We start from the raw sequence: 21,678 nt of genomic DNA on the forward strand, positions 1-21,678 counted from the left end.
TCGGGCCCGCGCGCACTTACGAGTTGGTGCGTGATGGCGGGTGAGTCGTTTTCGCCCTACTCACGGCGTTCGTTAAGCGCTGACGGTGCGGTCGGATACCAGGGTGGCGATGGCTTGGTAGGTGTCGGGAAGGCGGTCGCGGCTGAGGCCGAGGTATCCGTCATCGAGGGGAACCTGGACCAGGTCGAAGTGATCGAAGCATCTGCCGATGCAGGCCGTGCGGGCGGCGGTGGCGTCGTGCATGCGCCCTGGCCGCAATGCGTCGGTCCACAGGGTGCGGCCCTGGTTGTCGGCGATGACAGTGGCTTTCATGGTGTTCTGCTTCTTCTTGCCCGACACGAACGCCCTGCGGCCGCCCCGGCCCGCGGCGGGCCGGCGGACCTGGACCTCGGTGGTGTCCAGCCGCAGCCGGACACTTTCGGTCTGGGCGTAGGCGAACACGTCCTCCAGGGTCCGCAGCCGTACACCGGGCCGGTCCGGAACGGCGAACCCCCGTGCGACCAGGAGCCGGCGCACCTCACCGACCGCGCGGGTCACGGTGGAGCGGTCCACTCCGTACAGAAGAACCAGGACCGCGTGCGGGAGGTCGTGACGCAGATGGATGAGCGTGGCGACCAGCCGGTCCACGAAGACCAGCTGATGGCGGGCACCGGCCCCAAGCGCCCGCTTTCTGGCCCCGCCTCGTGCCTGGTGTCGGCGACCCTCGACCTCGGCCACCCATGGCCTGGCCAACTCCGCGATCAACGAGGAAAGATGAGCGCTCGAGACGTCCGTGAACAACGGATGCGTAAGAACCGAACGGTTCACATTGCCTTTCACCAGCAGAGCATGCCCACCCGCTGTCACGCACCCACTCGTAATGGGGTTTCAACAGCTCGGGCCGGTGGTTGTAGCCGGAGTGGGTTGTTCGATTGTGGGACCGGCATGCCTTAACGAAGATCGGTCGTGAACAGGCCTATCCAACGCCCGGCGACCCGGCCCTCTGATCGTGGTGGTGGCGGCCGTACGGCCTCCAGGGTGATGTGTCTAAGGGCACGTATCAGGCGGTCGAGGTAATCGCTCGGGTGACGGCCGTGATCGCCGGGGTGGGGCGGCCGGGGAGTCGCGCCACGAGAACCCGGCGGATCTCGGGAGGTGCGCCTTCGACGTGCAGCAGGCTCACCCCGGGCGGCAGTACCGGCGAGAGCCGCGAGGGCACCGTTGTCACCCCGAAGCCACAGGCGACCAGCTGAAGCTTCGTCAGCCAGTCGCGCGCGCAGTGGACGATGTCCGGCCGCCCGGGCAGGCCGGGCCAGACGCCGAGCAGTGGCTCGGCGTTCGACGCAGGGGTGGCGATCCACGGCGCGTCGACCAGTTCGTCGACGTGCACCGTGGTGCGGCCGGCGAACTCTCCGGCCGAAGGCACCGCCACGACCAGCTCGGTGTCCGCAACGGTCTCGACGTGCAGGCGCGGCGACTCGCCGTCCAAAGGCCGGTGGGGTGGGCGGGACGTCAGTACGGCGAGGTCGATCGAGCCCGCCCGCAGTGCCCGGATCAGGGAGGGCGTGGTGCCCTCGGTAGTCGTGACCGTGATCTGCGGGTCGGTCGCCGCGAGGCGGGCGAGCGAGGGAGGCAGGATGGCCGCGCCCGCGCTCAGGAACAGTCCGAGCCGCACCAGCTCGGTTCGCGAGACGATGCCGGTGAGGTCGCGCTCGGCCGCCGTCAGGCAGTCCAGGATCGTGCGAGCGTGGCGCAGCAGGGTCAGACCCGCGGGGGTGAGCCGCACTCCGTCGGGGCGGCGTTCGAACAGGGCGGTGCCCGCGCTTCGCTCGAGGGAGGCGGCCTGGCGTGAGACCGCCGACTGGGTGTAGCCGAGCCGGGTGGCTGCCGCGGTGAAGCTGCCCGACTCGGCGATCTGCCGCAGGACCCGCAGGCCTGTGCTGGAGATATCCATGCGGTGTACGCATACCACAGATGCTTGATCGTCGCTTCCCGCATGTCCGCCCGGGTTCCTAGTGTCGATACCGACGAACACAGACGAACACAGAGGTCATCACATGCGAGCAGCAGTTCTGACGCAGTTCGGTGCCCCGCTCACGGTGCGGGAGGTGCCCGATCCCGAGGCCGGCGGCGGCGAGGTGCTGGTCGAGGTCCTCGCCGCCGGCGTGGCGCCCTACGCGGCCGAGGTCTTCAGCGGCGAGCGGAACTACCCCCTGGTCCCTCCCGTCGTGCCCGGGATCGGCGGCGTGGGACGGGTCGTCCACGTGGGCCCGGACGCCACCCGGCTGCGCCCCGGCGACCTGGTGTGGTGCGACTCGACGGTGCGCTCGCGGGACGATGCCCTGACGCCCGACATCACGCTCCAGGGCTGGAGTTCCCGCGGCGAGGGCGGCGCGCGCCTCGCCCAGCATCTGCACGACGGATCGTTCGCCGAACTTATGCGGGTCCCGACGGAGAACGTCTTCCCGCTCCCCGCGGCGGCGGGGGACGACCCGGCCCGCTGGGCCGCGCTCGGCGTGCACGTCATCCCTTACGGCGGGCTGCTGGCCGGCGGGCTCGCCGCCGGAGAGACGCTGCTCGTCAGCGGGGCCACCGGCAACCTCGGCAGCAGTGCGGTCGCGGTCGCGGTCGCCATGGGGGCGGGCCGCGTGGTCGCCCCAGGCCGCAACCAGGCCGCGCTCGACTTCCTCGCCGGCCGGTTCGGTCCACTCGTGCGCCCGGTCCCGCTCACCGGGGACGAGGCCGACGACCGCGCGGCGATGTCCGCGGCGGCCGACGGCCCGATCGACATGGTGATCGACCTGCTACCGCCGAGCGCACCCAGTTCGGCAGCGCGCACGGCAGCCATGACCGTGCGCGAATACGGCCGCGTCGTTCTCATGGGCGGCGTCGGCATGCTCGGTGGCGACGACCTCGCACTGCCGTACCCATGGATCATGCGCAAATCGATCACCGTGCGCGGCCAGTGGATGTACCCGCGTACAGCGAACGTCGGCATCATCCGGCTGATCGCCTCGGGCGCCCTGGACCTCGCCCCCGAACGCGTCCGGTCGTTCGGCCTCAACGCCGTCAACGACGCCGTCACGTACGCGGCCTCACATGGTGGCCCGTTCGACCGCACCACCCTCACCCCACCGGCCCGCTGACAAGACCCGACTGATCCCCGCACACCAGCGCCACGCCTCCGCCCTCACGAGCGCAGGCCGGCGTACTGCTCCTGCTATTTCTCGCGAACAACCATGAGCCTCAAGATCACCAACTGCTGTCCGGACGGACGAATAATCGCTGTGATGTGAAATGAACGAAGCCACGCGTGGCGGCCCTGTTGGGTGCTCAGGGCGGGTCGGTCCACCGTCCGGAGCAGGACGTGCAGGGCAGTACGTGGGCCCGCGAACACGAGGCCCGGCGCACGGATGCTCCGGCCCGGCAGGCTGCGTGGCAGAAGGAGCGGCAGGACGCGCGAGGAGCTGAAGACGCAGGTGTGGCCGTCGGCCGACGTGAGCCGTCGGCTGCGCGCGATCGCCGCCCGTACCAACCTGAGCCCTGAGCAGGTCCTTGCCCAACTCGCCGGCCGAGTCCGCATGGACGACGCCAGGGATTCGAACGATGGGTGCTGACCACGTCACAGGCCGAAGGCGCCGCCTTCGATGAGGATGAGCAGTCCGATTGCGACCAGGACCAAGGGCAGCAGGATGTGTCCCCAGCGTGCGAGGGCCTTGGCGATCACCGGGCGGGTGGCGAAGAATCGACCCGTTCATGAACTTGGTCACCCAGGTCATGAGCCGGGAGGCGTACGCCAGCGCCAAGCGCGTGTTCTGGATCGTCGACAACGGCTCCTCCCACCGCGGCCGGAAAGCCGCAGGCCGGCTGGCCGCCGCGTTCCCGAACACGGTCATGGTCCACACCCCGGTCCACGCCTCCCGGGTGAACCAGGTGGAGGTCTACTTCTCCGTCGTCCAACGCAAGGTCGTCTCGCCTAACGACTTCACCGACCTCACCGAAGTCGGGGACCGGCTCCGAGCATTCGAAGACCGCTACAACACCACGGCACAGCCGTTCCAGTGGAAGTTCACCGCCTCCGACCTGGACGATCTGCTGGCCAGGTTCGATCGGCACACCACCGATCACCAGGAAGAATCCTCCATCGCACTCACATTTCGTTTTCGGCGGGCCTGATCATCAAAGCTTTGCTCGCATGGAACAACTCGGCAAAACTGGGGTACACATCGGCCTCCCCGTATTTGGGCGCGAACACGTAGGCGGTCCACTCGCCGTGCGGGTGAGTCCTGGCGGGATCGAGCAGCCAGAGATCCTCGCCGCTGGCGATCGCCAGGGCGCGCCGGAACAGTGCCAGCAGCTCATTGGGCTCGCCTTCCTCCTCCTCCACTTCGGCGTAGACCTCAATCAGGTCGGTGCCCATGGATGTGTTCCGCAGCCAGTCGATCTCGGCGCATGGACTGACCTCGTGGACCCACCCGCCGACCCCGTACCAGCCGTCGGTGACGGTCAGGAAGGCCCGAAGGCTGGGCGGGAACCGGACGCCCAGGCGCTGTTCGGTGGCCGCGATGGTCTGCCCGTCCGCGGGCTCGGCGCCCAGCCAGTGGCTCTCGATCTGCTCGGCGGTCAGGCGTGGACGCATGTACTCATTCGCGGTCCGCACATATACCCCGCCGTACTCGACCAGATAGCCACTCCAGTCCTCGGCGGTTCGCGGCACGTTTCCAACCGATATGTATGTCATGTCAGCATTCCAATCCTCCGGAAAGATTCGCACATCATTCTGGGCCAGCGACCCGCCGTGCGGCCTCCACGAATCGATACATCAGCCATTCCCGGGGGATGCGGTGAGGAAGGCCAGCGACACCAGGGAGCTCGGCGAGGACACCAACGGCACACACTGAACCTGCGGCCTCTTACCTGGCAACCCTGCCCGACCGCCGAAGTCAACCCCCGAAGGACTTCCAAACCGGACCACTTAGTGCAGAGAAGTCCGGCGCTCATACATACAGCGAGTCCCCACCGCAGTCTGCGGTGGGGACTCGCTGCGTTGCGTTGCGTAGCGGAGTGCGGTGTACGGCAGGGCTACAGTCAGGCCCGACCTGCACAGTTCCCGAGGACGGCCAACTGCTCCGGGCCCTTATCCGGGGCGCTCGTCCTTCCCGCCTCGAACGAAGACCTCGCCGAACTGCCAGGCCCGTCAGTCGAAGCGGTCGGTCTCCTCGTGAGGCGGGCTGCGAGGTCGTCGACCCGCTGAACAGCCCAAGCGCGCGCAGGGCGGCGATCGCGTCGTTGTCGAGGCCGTAGGCGGTGAAGGCGTCGTCGGTCCACTCGGCGCCGGTGAGGTTGGCCTGGGGGTCTTCTCGTTCGAAGCGTCCGCGGGCGTGGCGGCGGACGAACTCCTCAAGGTCGCTGGTGGTCCAGCGCCGTGAGGCGGCGAACACGTCGATCAGGTCCCGCGGTGCGCCGCGGTCGGCCAGCGCGCGGACCTTCGTGCCGATCACGTCCTCTTCGGCGAGGACGGGCCCGTAGACGGTGTGGGCGATGGGGCCCCAGAAGATCTTTTTGAGGATGTCGACCTCGCACTCCTGCCCCGTGGCCGGGTCGGTCACGGTGAAGCGGGCGGACAGCGGCGCCGTCTCCAGCGACCGCACCCGCCACCCTCGCGCTGCACCGGCCCGTCACGGACGGCGGCCGCGATCTCGGCCATGGGCGCCGGGTTCTCGGTCGCGGCGTCCAGGTCCTGACTGGGCCGGGACACCAGCCGGTGCGCCCGAACCGCGTAGCCGCCGGTGAGGACCAGGGGGTAGGGGGCGCCGAGGGCGATCACGTAGGCCAGCAGCCGCGCATGCAGCTCGGGCAGGTCCCTCATGCCGCCGACCGGCTCCGGGCGGCCAGCTGGGGGAAGGCGTCCTCCCACACGGTGCGCACGGTGCGCCCCACGAGGGAGCGCAGGGTCGGCCACAGTTGCAGCAGGAGGTCGTAGTTGAGGTAGAGGGGCAGGCCCTCGTGCAGGACGGTGCGGTAGAGCCCCATGCACTGACGCGGCTTGCCCAGGTCGTAAGCGCTCATCCCCGACCACGCCGCATGCACGGGCAGTTCGACCACACCGGTGACCGGGCCGCGCAGGTCCTCCAGGGCGCCGGCCGGGAAGCCGCTGCTGGAACTTTTCCCGGTAGAGCGCAAGGTCCTCCGCCACGTCCGCTCCGGGCAATGAGGACTGCCCATTGACTGCCATGCCTTCGTTATGGCGGCCATTGAGACAGCCGCGAGGTAGGGCGCGGGCATCTGACGAAGAGCAATGCCGCGGCGACCGGTCGGGTCCGACCGAACGGGCCACCCGCTGCCGTGCAGGTCCCGCCTCACCACTGACGCCGTCGTCCTCGCCACCAGCTACCGCGAACGGCACCCTCGAACGCGTCCTCCCCGACCGCGACGCCTCCGACCGCCCCCGGATCGACGCACAGCACCGCCTCGTCCTCGACCCCGCCGCCACCGGCGCCGTCCACATCCAGAACCCCGAGAGCCACACCCACGGCGTCGGCGCCCCGACCTCGGACTCACCCCCAGCCCCGCATCCCGTCCGCCAGACGAGCGCAGCCCCTCACACCACTGGTGGCCGACTGACAGCCAGCCCCGGCGGCGCTCCACGCACCGGCCGTGGTGTCATTCGAGATGCTCCATCCAGACGATCTCGTCGTAGCGCTCCACAGCGGTGTCCTCACGGTGGACCATCCACAAGTACTCGAAGCCGCTGTCATGGTGGAGATGGGCGAAGAGCCTCCAGAAAGATGCCTTCCGCAGCACCTCGTCAGTGAATATCCAGTCCCAGTCGTCGTCGAGATCGATCAGCTCGAGCTCCAGCGGACCCGCAGATGCGATGTTGAGCATCACACCTCCGAGCTGCAGGGACCTGTCTGGAGCAAAATAACCGTCAGTCAACAGCTTCATGGGACCGTGACACCGCCGGTACTCCGTCATCGCTTCCTCAAGGGCGGGATGCATCGTCACGGGATGCTCACTGTCCTTGGCGTACGTGTACCACTCCGCGTGCGTCCACGCCGCATAGGCGTGCAACTCCCCGCTGTCCTGCGAATCCGTCAACTCGTCGGCGTAGGAACCCGGGAGCCACCGCGGTGGCAACGAGGGGGTCAGCACCACAGAACCCGAGCTGGGAAGCCCGAGCTCCAGGTCCAGGTGACGGTCAGGAAGAGCGGCACAGTCGAGAAAGACCACCATCTCTTCCTCGTGCTCCCACCTGCCGACGGGCTCACCCACCTTGTCCCTGTTGATCACTACGCATGGCCGCAGGCACCGCAGAATCTCCTCGACGGCACCCTGCGAGACACCGCTCGCGCGCGCGGCTTCCATGAATTCCCCACGACTCAGCATGCGGCACATCCTGGCAGGACCCACTGACAACCAGCCGGATGACCGACTCACCACCAGAGTGCGCATTGGTCGTACCGGGCAGCGCGAGCTGTGGGCCGATGCGGACGCCGGGCAGCAGGCGGTTGTGCGGCAAGCGGGAGCGAGTGCCCGCCCCGCCGGCGCGACCCGGCTGCGCCGCACCTTCCCCGGCTGCGGGCACAGGGCGCTTCCAGCGCCGAGCCGAGTGGTGCCCGGGACGGCGTACGGGTGGGTGAGGTGGTGGCTCAAACCCGGGCGGGCAGATCGTTTCTGTGGGGCTGTGGTGTATCCGGCCGGTTGGAGCAGGTGCTGTCCGCGGCGTGCCGTGCGGTTGTCTGCGCTCGCCTGACGGCATGACCTCAACCGTGAAACGCCTCACCGCGGCCGCCGCGCCGGCGCTCATTCCCCTGACCCTCAGCGTCCCGGCCCCGGCCGGCGTCACCCCCACGGCGTCTGCTCCGCAGCATCAGGTGGCCGTTGCTGCGGTGGAGTGCCCGGACGGGTACGTCTGCATCTACCCGGAGATCGACTTCGGGGAGCAGCCCTGGGTGAAGCGGGCGGTGGACGACAGCGTCAAGGACCTGCCCTCCGCGATCCGCGACCGCGGCAGCTCGATCCGCAACAACTCCGGGCGTACCGCCCGCGTGTACGAAAACGCGACTACGCCGGGCGCTGGGTGTGCGTCACCAAGAGCGGCTCCATCCACGACCTGCGCGGCTACAACCTCAACGACACCACCCGCTCCCTGTGTATCAACAACAACGACTGCGGCTGACCCGCCCGGCGCCGTTCCCTCCGCACGCCGACGGCGCGCCACTCTGGACAAGGGGCTGGCGCGCCGCGGTTTTACGGCCGGATGGTCACCGGCGGTGGCCAGGCTGGTGGGTCAGCGGCGGCGGTGGTGGCCGCCGCCGTGGTCGTGGCCCCAGGTTTCGGTGTCGACGCGGCGGTTGTTGTCGTTTCGCAGGGTGGCGATGTCGGAGCGGTTGTCCCACACGTAGGCGCGGCGGTCCTGGAAGACGTGGCCACGGCCATACTCCGGCCGCCGGTAGCGTGCTCGTCGTGATGGTGGGCACCGAAGAAACCCGGCTGGTCGTGCTGCGCGGCAACAGCGCGTCGGGGAAGTCGTCCGTCGCAGCCGGCATCCGTGACCGTTTCGGCCGCGGCCTGGCCGTCGTCGGCCAGGACAACCTGCGCCGGATCGTCTTGCGCGAGCGGGACCGACCGGGCGCCGCGAACATCGGCCTGATCGACCTGACCGCCCGCTACGCCCTGAACGCCGGCTACCACGTGATCGTCGAAGGGATTCTGTACACCGACCACTACGGCGACATGCTTGCCCAGTTGCGCGCCGATCACCGTGGCCCGACCCACGGCTACTACCTGCACGTGCCGTTCGAGCAGACCCTCGCCCGCCACGCCACCAAACCGATCGCGAGTGAGGTCGGCGAACCACAGTTGCGGGAGTGGTACCGGGAGCTCGATCTCCTGCTGGGCGCCACCGAGACCGTCATCGGCGCCGACAGCACCTTGAAGGAGACCGTCGACCGCATCATGCTCGACACTGGTCTGGCCGGCCTTCCCGCACTCGATCGTTGAGCGTTGCTGCACGGCACGGTTTGTCACAGGTGTACGGCATCATCTGGGCCGTGCCGTTGGAAGTCCCCGTCATCATCGAGGGAACGCCCTGACGAACCCGACCCCGACCGCACCAGCCGCACCCCGGCCGCCACGAGTCCACAGCGCTCGCCGGGTGCTTTGTGGTGGTCGCCCGGCACCGCGACGTACAGCCGGGCACTCAGGTGGTCGGCGAGGACCTGGTAGCCGCACCGGATGCCCGCACCCATCGCGGCGAGTGCGTCCAGCCCGGCCGCCGTCGGCTCGGCGGCCACCACGTCCCACTCCCGGCCGCACACCGCCCAGCCGGTGCGGCTCCGGCTCCGCAGCCACAGCCTGCGTTTGGCGCCGGTGACCGCGGCCAGCTCCTGCCAGGTCGCAGTGGCGCGCTTTGGTACTGAGCCGCCGCGCGGATCACCGCCGTACGCCGTCGAAGAACCGCACCACCTGCGGGGCCGAGACCACTGCCGACCCGAAGTGGTCCACGGCCCCCTGATCGACCACCCGTACCCTCGTTCCCTGACCGGCGAGGGTGCGGGCGCATGTGCGGGTGTTGCCGATGGGCACGTCGGTGTCGTCGTCACCGGCGTACAGCCGCACCGGCACGTCCGGCTTCCAGGCACAGGTGTGGTCGGCGCCGCGCATCGCGTCCAGCACGGCACCGGACGGGTGCCGCAGACGGTCGTAGAAGGCAGGTGTCAGCAGTTGCCTCACCGAGGGCGCCAGTCCCCGTATGACGTCCTCCTGCTCGTGGCTTCCGTCGAGAAGGCTCTCCGCCCGGCTCGCGTACGGCGTGCGGAAGGCTTCGGACGGGTCCTTGTAGAGGGGGTGCAGGCGGTTCTGCGCGACCAGCCAGTACGTAACGTAGAGGACCCCGCTGACGTCGTTGACGCGCCCGTCGAACAGTGCGGGCATCTCCTGGCCCTCCAGGTCGTACGGCCCGCTGACAGGTGCCACCGCCCTCAGTCGGAAGTGCCGGTCGGCGCCCTGTTGCAGCGCCTTTCCGAGCGCCATGGCGACCTGGCCGCCCTGGGAGAAGCCCGTCGCGTACACGTTCCCGGTGAGCGGGCGGCCGAGCAGGCCGGCGGCCGTACGGGCGGCGCGCAGCATGTCGAGGGAGGCCGTCACGGACGAAGTGGTGTCCATGTACGGATGCAGGCCCGGACCGCTGCCGAGGCCGAGGTAGTCGGGAGCGGCCACGGCACGTCCCGCGCTCGCGTTCAGATACGACGGCACCCGCCCGAAGTCCTCACTCGCCGAGGGCGCGTAGTCGCGGTCGACCATCGTGCCGTGGGTGTCGGAGACCAGGTCGAGGCGGTGGGCACGGCTCTTGGGCAGCGTCAGCAGCCCGGTCGCGGTGGTGTTGTCGCCGTACGGGTCGATGGTCCGATACGTCAGCCGGTAAGCCTGTACGCCGTACCTCACGGAGTCTGCGGCGACGTCCTGTCCCTCCAGGAACGCCCGGACGGCCCCCGCGCCCCGGTCGGCGACCGGGGTGACGGACACCAGGTCACCGCGTCGCGTCCGGTGCGGCTGCTCGCCGGCGGCTGTGGCCACCGGGGCCGCGGCGAGCCCGGCGAGCAGCAGGGCCGCCGCTCCGGCGAGTCCCCTGCGCGTCCGTCGGCTCACCCTACTTTCATGAGATGTGCGCGTCTCATCACTCATGTCGGCGACGCTACGGACGCGCGTCTGACTCCGGCATCCGAGAGTCCCCCGCATCTGTGGTGGACTTGAGTGCACCCTGCCCGTCCGGCCACCCAAAGACTCGATCACGGTCCGAAACCAGGCCAACTCTGCGATCCCGTTCCTTCTTGCCTGCTCGCAGCGCTACCGCACCCTCCGCCAGGTCAGCCGTGCCGACGTCACCAAGTGGCTTGCCCAATGCGCGGCACCGCACACCGAAGCCGTCGCGCTGCGCGACATGTTCAAGACCCTCAAGAGCGAACGGCTGTTGTTCGCCAACCCCGCACGCGGCGTGAGCCTGGGATCCCGGCCCAGCTCGGTGCCCATGCCGCTGAGCCCCGAAACGATCCAGAGTCTGACCGCAGCCGCCGAGACCAACCCCGCCCTGAAGCTGCTGATCGCCCTCGTCGGCATCCATGCGCTCTACCCGCACCAGGCCCGAGCGCTGGCCCTGACCGCATCGACTTCACCCGCAGCCGGCTCACGCTCGGCGACATCGGTCACCCCCTCGACGCCTTCACCCAGCAGGCCGTCGTCGACTACATCCACCTCCGGCACCAGCGCTGGCCACATATCCGCAACCCTCACCTGTTCATCAGCTCGCAGACCGCGCACACCCGCGCCCCGGTCACAACCGGCTGGATGCAGCCTCTGCTGTGCGGCCTCCCGGTCACCGCCCAGCAACTTCGCGAGGACCGAATCCTCGAAGAGGCCGCCGTCACCGGCGCTGACCCGCAGCACCTATGCGCGGTGTTCAACATCACTCCGGAGACCGGACTCCGCTACACCCGCTTCTTCCACCCCGACCCCACGGACAGCGACGACGTATCCGGCTGCAACATGGAGACATCGTGACCGACCACCACGCTCACCTGCTCGCCGCCATCGTCGAGCTCGGTGGTGAGCTGGAGCTCCCAGCTACCCGTAATGAGCGCTTCAGGGGCGCGGTCATCCCAGAAGGCTGCGCGATCAGCGTCGGCCGCCGCCGATGCGGCGGTCGTCGGCCAGTGCGGTAAGGGGGCCGAACTCGCGGGCAAGCTGGTTCCACGTCAGAACCTCGCCACAGCGGGCCGGGAACTCCTTCGGGTTGAACTCGGGCATGGTCCAGGTGCCAGTGCCCCGGTCCCGCAGCCACAGGTCCCCGTCACCGTCGACCACAGTCGGCGGGACCGGTACGGGCTCGGCCTGATCGGTGGGCTCCCAGGTGACCCGGCCCGGGTGGGAAACGCGGCGCAGCTCGGTGGTGGCCAGCCGCGCGGACAAGTCACGGGTGGACTCTTCGGCGTCCTTGACCGACGCAAGTCGGAATGCGTCGTCAAGTACGGGCAGGGCTGGATTCTTGCTGCGCTTTGAACTCATACGCTGACTACCTCCGGTGGAGGGCGCCACATCCGTTATGGCACCCCGTAGAGGAACACGGTACTCGAGGCGGGAGCCGCGCCAGCTACGACGACTGTCCAGGTGGAGGTGCTGGCACACCGGGCGGTGGGGCTAGGTGGTGAGCTGGTCCTGGACGTGGCGCAACCCGTGGTGGTAGCGCTCAGATATGGCGGTCCGGGTCTGAGAAGGTGAGGCCGCCGGGGGCGAGCGGACGTCGGGCCAGAGCGTGCGCCCAAGCCCTCCCGACCTGGCCCTGGCCGCCCACTCGGTTCAAGAAACAGCGGTTCGGCAACCCGTCACGACGTGGGACCGGTCCTCGCAACCGGCGAGGCGTACACCAGACCCGTCCATCACAAGAAGGGCACCAAGCCCCGCCGACTGGATAGCTAATGGCACCGGACCCGCGATGGCCGCGACATTTGCCCCGCCTGCTGGATGAAAGAACGACGATGATCGCCAACCGACACGCGACGAACGCCCAGGTTCGGGGCGCCGAGTGCTCAGTATTCGCGAACTCAGGAGCTTTCCCGGGCGGTTACATAGGCGACAGCACCCGCCACGAGATCGACTATGCCCTTAGAGGTCCTAACAAAGGCGTCGGACGTGGCGGTAGGTGATCAGGCAGGTGGCGAGGCCGAGGAATGCTTCGTGGATGTCGTCGCGTCGTTCCCAGCGGATGCGTAGGCGGCGGAAGCCGTGAAGCCAGGCGATCGTGCGTTCGACGACGTAGCGGAAGACGCCCAGGCCGGTGCCGTGAGACTCGCCCCGCTTCGCGATCACGGGACGGATCCCGCGCCGCCACAGCAAGCGCCGGTACTTGTCGTGGTCGTAACCACGGTCGGCGAGCAGTGCGTCGGGCCGGTGGCGGGGCCGGCCGACAACCCCGGCGACGGCGGGGATCTTGTCGAGCAGGGGCAGGAGTTGGGTGACGTCGTTGCGGTTGCCGCCGGTCAGCGACACCGCGAGCGGGATGCCCTGCCCGTCGACGATGAGGTGGTGCTTGCTGCCCGGACGTGCGCGGTCGACCGGGCTGGGACCGCTTTTGGGCCCCGTCGGGCCGCGCGGACATGCGAGGAGTCGATCACCGCCCGGCCCCAGTCCAGATGGTTCTTCGACCGCAGCTCGTTCAGCAGCAGATGGTGGAGCTGGTCCCAGACGCCGGCCTTGTTCCAAGCCGCCAGGCGCCGCCAGCAGGTCATCCCCGAGCCGAAGCCGAGCTCCTGGGGCAGGTACTCCCACTGGATGCCGGTGTGCAGGACGAACAGGATCCCGGACAGGGCCTGCCGGTCCGGCACCCGCGGTCTGCCCTCAGCCTTCTTCGGGCCCGGGTTCGGTAGCAACGGCTCGATCAACGACCACAGTTCGTCCGACACGATCCACGGCCGCGACTGACGGTTTCCCATACCCAGACATACGAGCAGAGAGACCGACAGTCTCATGATCAGCAGCTTTTGTTAGAGCCAGTTAGCCCCGGCAAACCCATCCGCTACACCCACCCCACCTGACACGAAGCAGCGAAGCGCCCCTCCCCACGGCTAAGCCGTGGGGAGGGGCGCTTTTTGCATTGTGAGCCGCTCACGTCTTCAGGACCGGCATCAGCGCCGTGAACGCCGCGCCGCCAAGGCCACCCAAAGCACCGGCAGGAGAGGCCACTTCCGAGCTCCGCCCGCGACAGCTCAACGCATAGCCCTCGAGCTTCCCCAGGAAGGCTCCGCGGGTGGGGAATACCCGATCTCTAAAAGATCAGGACTGGGAGCTCGATCAGGTGCTACCCACTCTTCGGACATTTTTTGTCCGACTGGTATCTCGGTCGATCACCGCATGTCCACTTACAGTCCCTAATAGAAGCTGTTGATCATGTGACTATCGGCTTGATCGGTCGTTGGTTCTGTCATGGCGAAGCGTGAGCCGCGGCCGTCGATCGTGTCGGATGAACTGTGGTCGCTGATCGAGCCGTTGCTGCCCGAGCCGGCGCCGAAGTTGGTCGAGGGCAGACCTCGGGTGCCGGACCGGCAGGCGCTGTGCGGAATCCTGTTCGTACTGCACACCGGCATCCAGTGGGAGTATTTGCCCCAGGAGCTGGGCTTCGGTTCGGGCATGACGTGCTGGCGGCGTCTTGCCGCGTGGAACGAGGCCGGTGTGTGGGAGCAACTGCACCTGGTGCTGCTGCAGAAGCTGCGGTCCAAGAACAAGCTGGACCGGTCGCGGGCGGTGATCGACTCCTCCCACGTCAGGGCGGCCCGACGGGGCCCAAAAGCGGGCCCAGTCCGGTCGACCGCGCACGGCCGGGCAGCAAGCACCACGCCCTCGCCGACGCCCAGGGCATCCCGCTCGCGGTGTCGCTGACCGGCGGAAACCGCAACGACGTCACGCAGTTGCTGCCCCTGCTGGACAAGATCCCGGCAGTGGCGGGCGTCGTCGGTCGGCCCAGGCGCAGACCCGACGCGCTCCTCGCCGACCGCGCCTACGACCACGACAAGTACCGTTGTCTGCTGTGGCTGCACGGTTTCCGACGGCTGCGGATCTGCTGGGAACGACGCGATGACATCCACCAAGCCTTCCTCGGCCTCGCCACCTGCCTCATCACCCACCGCCACGTCCAACGCCTTTGTCAGGACCTCTTAGTCGCCTCCCATTCCCCGTTAGTACTGGTCAGTGGCCTGGAGCGGGTAAGCGTCTCCTCACGAGTGACAGCTATGCGTACCCGCTCCGTCCGGCAGGCCCGGTGGGCTTTCGTGCGCCGAGTTGCGCGCTCAGTTGACCGCAGCGCCGAACCACTGGGGAAGCCGGTCGAGCAGATCCTGCTGATCGTCACCGACCCACGCCACGTGGCCGTCCGGCCGCAGCAGCACCGCGGGCACGTCCAGTTCCTCGCTGATGTCGGCGACGTGGTCGACTCGATCTGCCCAGCCTGCCACCGAGAGGCGGCCGGTCTGGTCGAGTAGCAGCCCGCGGCCGCCGTGCATCAGCTCGTAGAGGCGACCCCGCTTCAGCCCCACATCCCGCAGCCGTCGGCCGAGCAGTTCATGCCCCTCGCCGAAGTCGTAACGGACCCCGATCGCAGTGATCTTCTCCATCAGGTACCGGTTCACCTCCTCGAAGTCCATCAGTTTCGACACCAGCCGGCGCACTGCTTGGGGACCCGGCTCGATGGACATCAGCTCCATCTGCGCGCGGGTGTTGTCCAGCACATCGGCGGCCACCGGGTGCCGTTCCGTGTGGTAGCTGTCCAGCAGTCCCTCCGGTGCCCAGCCGTTGACTTCGGCGGCCAGCTTCCAGCCGAGGTTGAACGCGTCCTGGATGCCGAGGTTGAGCCCCTGCCCGCCGGTCGGCGGGTGGATGTGCGCCGCGTCGCCGGCCAGCAGCACCCGGCCGGTCCGGTAGTGCTCGGCCAGCCGGGTGGCGTCGCCGAAGCGGGAGAGCCAGCGCGGTGAGTGCACGCCGAAGTCGGTGCCGGCGAGCTTCCGCACCTGCCGCTTCAGCTCGTCCAGGGTCGGCGGGACCGTGTGGTCCTCGGCCACCCCCTCGGCGGGCGCGACGAGGCGGTACACCCCGTCCCCCAGGGGCATGGCGCCGAACCGCTTGTGGGTCTTGCGCACTTCGGCCATCACAGCGTTCAGCGTGTCCGACGGCGCGGTCACCTCCACCTCGCCCAGCAGCGTCTCGACCCTGGAGGGCTCGCCGGGAAAGCCAACACCGAGCAGTTTGCGCACCGTGCTGCGGCCGCCGTCACAACCGACGAGGTAGCGCGAGCGCAGCCGCGTGCCGTCGGCAAGTTCGACGCTCACCCTGTGTTCGTCCTGGCTCAGCCCGACGAGTTCGCAGCCGCGCCGGATCTCGACGCCGAGTTCGGTGGCGTGCTCGGCAAGCAGGCGATCGGTGGTGGTCTGCGGAATGCCGAGGGTGTACGGATGCGCGGTGTCCAGCTGGTTCGGCGCCGGTTTGTTGATGGCGGCGAAGAAACCACCGACCGGATGTTGCTTGCCGAGCGCAAGGAACCGCTCCAGCAGACCGCGCTGGTCCATCACCTCGACGCTGCGCGCGTGCAGGCCGAGCGAGCGGACGATCCTGGTCGGCTCCGTCTCCTTCTCCAGCACGAGCGCGTGCACGCCGTGCAGCCGCAACTCGCCGGCCAGCATCAAACCGGTCGGTCCGCCGCCAGCAACGATCACATCAATCATGAACCCCCCATTCAGCAAGGCTGTATTTCGGCCAGCTGCTCTGCGCAGTCCGGCAGTGCGCACACCCGGACCTCCGCGCCGCGTGCTCGCCACCACACCGCGAGTCCCACCGGCGGTTTCACGTCCCGCAGAACCCACAGTCGATAAAGGCGCACGTACTTCGCGCATCCCTGATTTCCCCAAGTTCTGGCCTCGGCCGACGATTCTGCGTCACGACCCTGGCCTTGCCGCAAGGCCCCCCGTGCGCTATAAGTTGAGAGTGGCAAGGAGTAGGTAACCTCCTTGCCTTTGTTTTTTTGCCGTCCGCTGCGGATGGACAAGCCCCTCCCGCATCGGAACCCGCGACGCGCGGTCGGCAGCCAAGGTGTGGTCGCCGAAGGCGGCGGTCCTCGCCCATACCCCACGGTGTATGAGGGTCGGCGTTCCGGCTGACTGGGTGGATCAACGCCGGGCGTCGCCGGCTGCGAGCAGGCTGATGACTTCGGTGATCGCCTCGGCCGAGGGCTTGAAGCAGCGGTGGAGGTTCTCCGGCTTCTTGCGCCGGGACTTGGCCATGAGCATCAGCAGCGAGGCGCCCTGCTCACCGAAGCGAGTCAGCGCGGAGTGGCGGTACTCGTGCAGGGCCCAGCCCGTTCCGGGACCACGTACCGCGGTGTGCTCGTCCAGCAGGGCGCGGGCCTGTCCGTAGGAAAGCCGGGCCGGCCCGGTATCCGGGCAGACATCACGGGGGCTGACGACCTTGCCCGGCCCCGGACGGCGGTGCGTGACGAACACCGGTCTGCGGGTTCGTCCCTTGAGCAGCCGGGGCAACAGCCGGGCGGTGCCGGCGTCCCAGTAGACGGTCTCCCCTGCGAAGTCCTCGCGCGCCTGGCCCCGGCAGCGGGCCTTGGCACGGGCGCCCTTCGCCTTGCCCCGGCAACGACGCCCGGCGAAGTCCAGCTCCTCAATGTTCACGCCCAGGATCTCCTCCGCCCGCCCAGCGGTCTCGTAGAGCATCCGCCACAGCGTCTTCTCCCGCAGATGGACCTCGCGCCGCGCGATCAGCCGGTCGATCGCCTCTTCGAGCGGGCCGGGGTCTCGGAGTCCGGTGACTGCTACACCATCGGTAAGCGCCGCCAGGCCGTCGACCGGGACGAATCCTGCCGGCTTCTCACTGCGGGTGTACGCGCCTGCACCCCCGACACCACACTCGAGATCCCGTTATCCAGCAGCCCGGCCCTCACGGCCGTGGCGCGCTGGCGGGCCTGCTCCGGCTGCCGGCGACCCACCCACAAGTACGGCAGCGGCGGACTCCCGCTGTGCCAGTGGTGCCTGGCCAGCGCCCGCGAGAACTGGGGACCGGCCGTGCGCTTCAACAACACCCGCCCGCAGTCTGAGTGAAAGGCCAGGCAGAGAAGCCCACCGGCTTCGGCATTTCCTGATCAAGCGTCGTTGGTACGGGACATCGGAATATAACCGGTGTGATCGGGGCCGTGGTCGACCTCATGGTCGGGTCTGTGGTCACCCCGACCATGGCCCTCTGCTCAAGGCGGAGCGGCACTTGGGCGGGTAGCTCTCCTTCGCATATACGAGAGCACTTTTGGCGGCAGTGGAAACAGGCCGGGGCTCTCCGCTCGTGGCACTGCGCCATCGAGGTGAACGGGGCGTGCCCTGCACCTTGCCCCGCGGGTGGAATGGGCCGGCCGTGTCGTGGAGTGCGTGCGGGCAGGACTGGGCGACAAGGACTCCTCACGGCTGATCGAGGGCATCAGCGACATCCTGACCGACCTGGCCGACGAGGCCGAACCGGTCAGCGTGAGGTGACTCCGGCGCTCTCCGCTCGCGTCGCTGCGTCCGGCATCGATGCCAGCCTGAGCCTGTACAGCGCTTTGACGGGCCCGGTCCACCAGGGCCGGCTGCCGGATCCGATTGGACGCCAACCGGTACTTGTACGGGCCTGGACGCCTGCCGTCTCCCGGGCCGGGCTGCCGAGATGAACGACGAGAACGACTCCGGCCCGGACGGCGGCAGGATCGACAGGGTCTCCCTCTACAAGGAGACGCTCAAGGCCCGCATGGACCCCAAGCAGTACGACATCCTGGCCAAGGCCGTACACGAGACCGCGCACCTGATAGCCGAGGGCCATGAGGCCGGCCCTGTCGGTGGCGCCTCACAGTTCACCGATGAGGTGCAGCGGGAGTACGCGACGGTTCTGGCGATTCTCCTGACCGGCCGCATGGACCACCGACTCGTGGAGCTGCCCGGCCCCGACGGCAGCCCCAGCTTCGCCATCGTGGAAACCGTTGTCGCCGACGACCCGGCGAAACTGCAGGAGTTGCGCGAGAAGCAGCGTCGCTTCGTCACCGAGCAGCAGGCCCTCTACAGCGAGCTGGACGGCATCGCCCGCGCCAGCGGCCTGAGTTCCGACGGCTGAGTGCGCCGCACGGGTGCGGTCGCCCCCGGCCGTGGCGTCCGTTCCGACTGGTGGCACGGCGCCGAGGACCAAGCGTTGGAGTTCGGCCGGGTCGGTGCGGCGACGTGTTTCGTTCGATCGGAGGATCGGTTCCGAAGGATCGCGAGGCTCACCGCCGGCCGACTCCGACAGATGGCCGGAGCCGAGCTCAGGCCCGGGGGTCTCTCTCGTTCAGCGCGTCGAACTTGCGCACTTCATTGCGCATGTGCGGGCCCCACTTGGTGAAGAGCGCCATGACCTCCGGTGTGGCAAGGTGGCGATCGAGCGCCTCCTGGGAAGCCCACTGCTCAAGTACCGTGACGGTTCCGGTTGCCGCGTCGTCGACACAGAACGAGATCAACACGCTCCCAGGATTCGCCGCGGCTATCGGATACGTCGACTGCGCCTCGGTGACGAACGTCTCGACATCCTCGGCGGGGACGAAGACTCGGCCTGCCACGATGATCTCCGTCTGGACAGGCGCTTCCGCTGTCGCGGTGGCGGCGGCCTTGTCCTGAAGGTTCTGAGGGTCCTGAGGGTCCTGAGGCGAATTCATTGTTCCTTCTCATCCTTGGTGTCTCGGTGCGGAGCCGACCGGGCGACGTGGTCATGCCGGTACTCCTCGTACTGCCTGGTACTGGAGAGAGAACCCCGACGCGCGGGCCTGGCAGTACGCTAAAACCTGACATCAACGTGAGAGGCAAGCCGTGTGACCGAGGTCATGCGCAGGAGGAGCTACTCACCGTGTGGCCGCGCCCGGCGGCGATCATTCCGAGCCTCGGCTTCGCAGGCTCACTGAGCTGCTCCCGGCACTTCAGGATCTTCGGCCAGCACGCCCCGAACTCAATCGCTCCCAAGGTTGTAAAGGGCCGTATCTGGCGCATCCGGCCCACGGCGGGTCCCGGAACGAGAGCAGAGGCGGTCCTTGCTGCACCAGGGCCGCCTGCCAGAAATCCCGGACCCCGCCTCTGGTCCTCCGTATCCTCTTTACCCGAGAGGCCAGCGGTCGGGGGAGGAGAATGAGTGTGTGAACTGTCCGGTGGCGGTGAGGCTGGTAGGGCGCCGCTCGTCTGGTGAACGCCGTACCGTCCCGTCTTCCGTATGGACGGCCTCCGTGCCCCGGTCGGCCACGAAGCAGCAGCACCGACACCCCGGAGGCGACTTCCCGAAATTGAGAAACCATCTCTGGGAGTCGCGTCGTCCACACGCAGCCCTTTCCGCTGCGCACACCTGTCGTAAGATGTCCTCCTCCCTGTCGGCGGCGACCTCGGCGACTCACCGCGCTGTCGTTTCTGTGTGTGGGTATACGGACCAAGTGACCGAACCCATAGGGGTAATGTCCCTGGATCGCTGCGCACCGGCGTTCTCATGGGCTTTTCCGAGGACGCACCGGCCCGGTTCCCCCATGACCTCATGGACACCAACAGGAATGGAATGTTCCGGCACGGTGACTCGTCGAAGCGTACGGAAAAGTGAAACGGCGAATGGGCGAGGAGGGTGACAGCCGTCGAGGGAGCCGATCCGCCACGGCGGGTGGTGCGAACGTGACGTCGAAGGACGACGAGAGCTGTGCCGCATGCCATGACTGCATCTGTCCGAACTGTTTCCATGCCGATGCCCCTATCGGCGCGTGCGCATGGAACGGAGCCGAGGACGGGATAGTGTTCCACGATGTTTCATCCGCCTTGCGCAAGGCCCTGGCCCCTGCTGTCGGCGCCGGAGAAAAGGCTGTCGTTGCCGCGCGTGGAGTGGACGAACACGTTGCCCGGCCTGTGACTTGGCGAGAAGGGCGTGTGGCCGGGCTGTACACCCGGCGCTTCGGTCCCTGGCCCTCGAGAGGCGCCGTGGTTGTTCTAGTTCACGGACTCGGCCTGTCGGGGCGCTACTTCACCCCTTTGGCCCGATCATTGGCGGCTGCGGGACGCACCGTGCTGGTGCCCGACCTGCCAGGCAGCGCACGCTCCCGGCGGGCCGTCCGACGAACTCCCGCTGTCGAGGAGGCCGCGGAAGCGCTACTGCGCTGGCAGACCGCCGCGGCGATCGGCCCCTGTGTCTGGGTTGCCAACTCAGTCGGCTGCCAGACGACTGCGGTCCTCGCCGCCGATCACCCACACCTGGTGCAACGCATGGTGTTCATTGGCCCTGCCCTCGACGCGACGGCATTGTCGCCGGCGCGACAGTTGCTGCGCCTGCTGGCCGACGCACCCAGGGAACCGCCGTCGCTCCTCGCCCTGGCCGCTGCGGACTATCTGGTCACCGGAGCAGGTCGCTTCCTTGCGATGTTCCACCAGGCGCAGCAGGACGCGGCAGGCCCGTTCGTCGTGCGTCTGGGCCAGATCGAGGTGCCAGCACTGGTGTTGAGGGGCTCGAAGGATCGTGTTGCCCCGCAGTCTTGGGCCGAGCGGGTGTGCACCGGCCTGCTCGACGGCCGACTGGCCGTGGTGTCCGGCGCAGGTCACGCGGTGCACTTCAGCCGTCCCGACACCACTGCGCGACAGATCCTGCAGTTCCTGCAATGAGGAAGTGACCGACGTCGTATCGCGGAATCTCCCCGGATCGAGCGACGGCGGCTGTCCGGCATCGGTCCCCGCAGGCAACAGTCGGCCTCGGCCCGGCCCGTTGGTCCTCGCTCGGCACCGACGCGAACACGTCAGCCGCGTACAGCGCCGACTTCGCCCGGACACGAACGCGGACACGCTGGGAACAGGGCCATGAGAGGGCGGAGTAGCACTGAGTGAGCATTTTCAGCGGTAGCTCTCCAGGGTGAGGATGGCTTTGACTGCGGTAGTGAGCCAGGTCGGAGGGGGGAATTTCCCGCCGCCGATCAGGTGCCGCGGTCGGAGGCCGGTGTGGCTGATGATGTGGGCAGTCTGGCTTGCGCGCGGCGTCCAGAAAGCCAAACAGCGCGACGGCGGCAGCCTGGGCCTCTTCCAGGTGTAGCGCGGCTGTGTCGATGGCCGGGGTGAGGTCGTCGGTGTCGGCCATGCCGTCGGTCTCGAG

At 68.3% G+C, this 21,678-nt stretch carries 17 protein-coding genes and 5 pseudogenes; 9 read left to right on the top strand and 13 right to left on the bottom strand.

The window, feature by feature from the left end:
* Positions 1-72 precede the first annotated feature (72 nt).
* On the bottom strand, positions 73-627 hold the full coding sequence (locus tag QFZ75_RS37895; RefSeq protein WP_373466004.1) for a transposase family protein: 555 nt from the start codon (positions 625-627) through the stop codon (positions 73-75).
* A gap of 412 nt (positions 628-1,039) precedes the next feature.
* On the bottom strand, positions 1,040-1,933 hold the full coding sequence (locus QFZ75_RS37900) for a LysR family transcriptional regulator (RefSeq protein ID WP_307543964.1): 894 nt from the start codon (positions 1,931-1,933) through the stop codon (positions 1,040-1,042).
* 103 nt (positions 1,934-2,036) lie between these two features.
* Here QFZ75_RS37900 and QFZ75_RS37905 point away from each other — a divergent pair, with 103 nt between their 5' ends.
* Complete coding sequence (locus tag QFZ75_RS37905; protein WP_307543965.1) at positions 2,037-3,125, top strand: alcohol dehydrogenase catalytic domain-containing protein; 1,089 nt, start codon at positions 2,037-2,039, stop codon at positions 3,123-3,125.
* Between the two features lie 610 nt (positions 3,126-3,735).
* A complete protein-coding gene (locus QFZ75_RS37915) occupies positions 3,736-4,155 on the top strand; it encodes a hypothetical protein (protein ID WP_307543966.1) in 420 nt (139 codons plus the stop codon).
* Here QFZ75_RS37915 and QFZ75_RS37920 read toward each other — a convergent pair.
* From QFZ75_RS37920 to QFZ75_RS37930, 3 genes and pseudogenes are all read right to left on the bottom strand, one after another.
* Positions 4,130-4,720, bottom strand: a complete 591-nt coding sequence (locus QFZ75_RS37920) for an SMI1/KNR4 family protein (protein WP_307543967.1) — start codon at positions 4,718-4,720, stop codon at positions 4,130-4,132. The genes QFZ75_RS37915 and QFZ75_RS37920 overlap by 26 nt on opposite strands.
* Positions 4,721-5,202: 482 nt before the next feature.
* Positions 5,203-5,848 (bottom strand): annotated as a pseudogene (locus QFZ75_RS37925) (nucleotidyl transferase AbiEii/AbiGii toxin family protein); the annotation flags it as partial.
* Positions 5,845-6,162: a transcriptional regulator gene (locus QFZ75_RS37930; protein ID WP_373466005.1), complete on the bottom strand. Its 318-nt coding sequence runs from the start codon at positions 6,160-6,162 to the stop codon at positions 5,845-5,847. The gene QFZ75_RS37930 and the pseudogene QFZ75_RS37925, both read right to left, overlap by 4 nt.
* Positions 6,163-6,328: 166 nt before the next feature.
* Here QFZ75_RS37930 and QFZ75_RS37935 point away from each other — a divergent pair.
* Positions 6,329-6,527: pseudogene (locus QFZ75_RS37935) on the top strand (lysine 6-monooxygenase); the annotation flags it as partial.
* A 115-nt stretch (positions 6,528-6,642) separates the two neighbouring features.
* Here the strand turns inward: QFZ75_RS37935 and QFZ75_RS37940 are convergent.
* Positions 6,643-7,368: a hypothetical protein gene (locus QFZ75_RS37940; protein ID WP_307543968.1), complete on the bottom strand. Its 726-nt coding sequence runs from the start codon at positions 7,366-7,368 to the stop codon at positions 6,643-6,645.
* Between the two features lie 371 nt (positions 7,369-7,739).
* Between QFZ75_RS37940 and QFZ75_RS37945 the strand changes: the two are divergent.
* A pseudogene (locus QFZ75_RS37945) lies at positions 7,740-7,997 on the top strand (hypothetical protein); the annotation flags it as partial.
* Positions 7,998-8,451: 454 nt separating this feature from the next.
* Positions 8,452-8,985 (top strand): AAA family ATPase, encoded by a 534-nt coding sequence (locus tag QFZ75_RS37950; protein ID WP_307545067.1) that lies wholly within the window; start codon positions 8,452-8,454, stop codon positions 8,983-8,985.
* A gap of 23 nt (positions 8,986-9,008) precedes the next feature.
* On the opposite strand, the gene QFZ75_RS37955 is transcribed toward QFZ75_RS37950, so the two are convergent.
* Positions 9,009-9,281: a hypothetical protein gene (locus QFZ75_RS37955; protein WP_307543969.1), complete on the bottom strand. Its 273-nt coding sequence runs from the start codon at positions 9,279-9,281 to the stop codon at positions 9,009-9,011.
* 136 nt (positions 9,282-9,417) lie between these two features.
* Positions 9,418-10,668, bottom strand: coding sequence for a S9 family peptidase (locus QFZ75_RS37960; protein WP_307543970.1), 1,251 nt, complete (start codon positions 10,666-10,668; stop codon positions 9,418-9,420).
* A gap of 660 nt (positions 10,669-11,328) precedes the next feature.
* Here QFZ75_RS37960 and QFZ75_RS37965 point away from each other — a divergent pair.
* Positions 11,329-11,541 carry a hypothetical protein gene (locus QFZ75_RS37965; RefSeq protein WP_307543971.1) on the top strand — a complete coding sequence of 71 codons (213 nt, stop codon included), beginning with the start codon at positions 11,329-11,331 and terminating at the stop codon, positions 11,539-11,541.
* A 114-nt stretch (positions 11,542-11,655) separates the two neighbouring features.
* Here QFZ75_RS37965 and QFZ75_RS37970 read toward each other — a convergent pair whose 3' ends face one another.
* Together QFZ75_RS37970 and QFZ75_RS37980 are read right to left on the bottom strand one after the other, a co-directional pair.
* On the bottom strand, positions 11,656-12,045 hold the full coding sequence (locus tag QFZ75_RS37970) for a hypothetical protein (RefSeq protein ID WP_164414831.1): 390 nt from the start codon (positions 12,043-12,045) through the stop codon (positions 11,656-11,658).
* A gap of 606 nt (positions 12,046-12,651) precedes the next feature.
* A protein-coding gene (locus tag QFZ75_RS37980; protein WP_307534034.1) for an IS5 family transposase occupies positions 12,652-13,469 on the bottom strand; the annotation gives its coding sequence in 2 pieces (ribosomal slippage) (positions 12,652-13,122 and positions 13,125-13,469; 816 coding nt in all).
* Positions 13,470-13,959: 490 nt separating this feature from the next.
* Between QFZ75_RS37980 and QFZ75_RS37985 the strand changes: the two are divergent.
* Positions 13,960-14,660: pseudogene (locus QFZ75_RS37985) on the top strand (IS5 family transposase); the annotation flags it as partial.
* A gap of 159 nt (positions 14,661-14,819) precedes the next feature.
* On the opposite strand, the gene rox reads toward QFZ75_RS37985, so the two are convergent.
* Both rox and QFZ75_RS37995 read right to left on the bottom strand, forming a co-directional pair.
* Entirely contained in the window at positions 14,820-16,247 is a 1,428-nt protein-coding gene (rox, locus tag QFZ75_RS37990) for a rifampin monooxygenase (protein WP_307545069.1), read from the bottom strand.
* A gap of 441 nt (positions 16,248-16,688) precedes the next feature.
* Positions 16,689-17,335, bottom strand: a pseudogene (locus QFZ75_RS37995) (site-specific integrase); the annotation flags it as partial.
* Positions 17,336-18,219: 884 nt separating this feature from the next.
* Here QFZ75_RS37995 and QFZ75_RS38000 point away from each other — a divergent pair.
* Positions 18,220-18,660 (top strand): hypothetical protein, encoded by a 441-nt coding sequence (locus QFZ75_RS38000; protein ID WP_307543972.1) that lies wholly within the window; start codon positions 18,220-18,222, stop codon positions 18,658-18,660.
* A 187-nt stretch (positions 18,661-18,847) separates the two neighbouring features.
* On the opposite strand, the gene QFZ75_RS38005 is transcribed toward QFZ75_RS38000, so the two are convergent.
* On the bottom strand, positions 18,848-19,234 hold the full coding sequence (locus QFZ75_RS38005) for a putative quinol monooxygenase (protein WP_307543973.1): 387 nt from the start codon (positions 19,232-19,234) through the stop codon (positions 18,848-18,850).
* A 988-nt stretch (positions 19,235-20,222) separates the two neighbouring features.
* Here QFZ75_RS38005 and QFZ75_RS38010 point away from each other — a divergent pair.
* Positions 20,223-21,197, top strand: coding sequence for an alpha/beta fold hydrolase (locus tag QFZ75_RS38010; RefSeq protein WP_307543974.1), 975 nt, complete (start codon positions 20,223-20,225; stop codon positions 21,195-21,197).
* Positions 21,198-21,678 lie beyond the last annotated feature (481 nt).

Origin of the sequence: Streptomyces sp. V3I8 (assembly GCF_030817535.1) — a bacterium.
GTDB lineage: Bacteria > Actinomycetota > Actinomycetes > Streptomycetales > Streptomycetaceae > Streptomyces.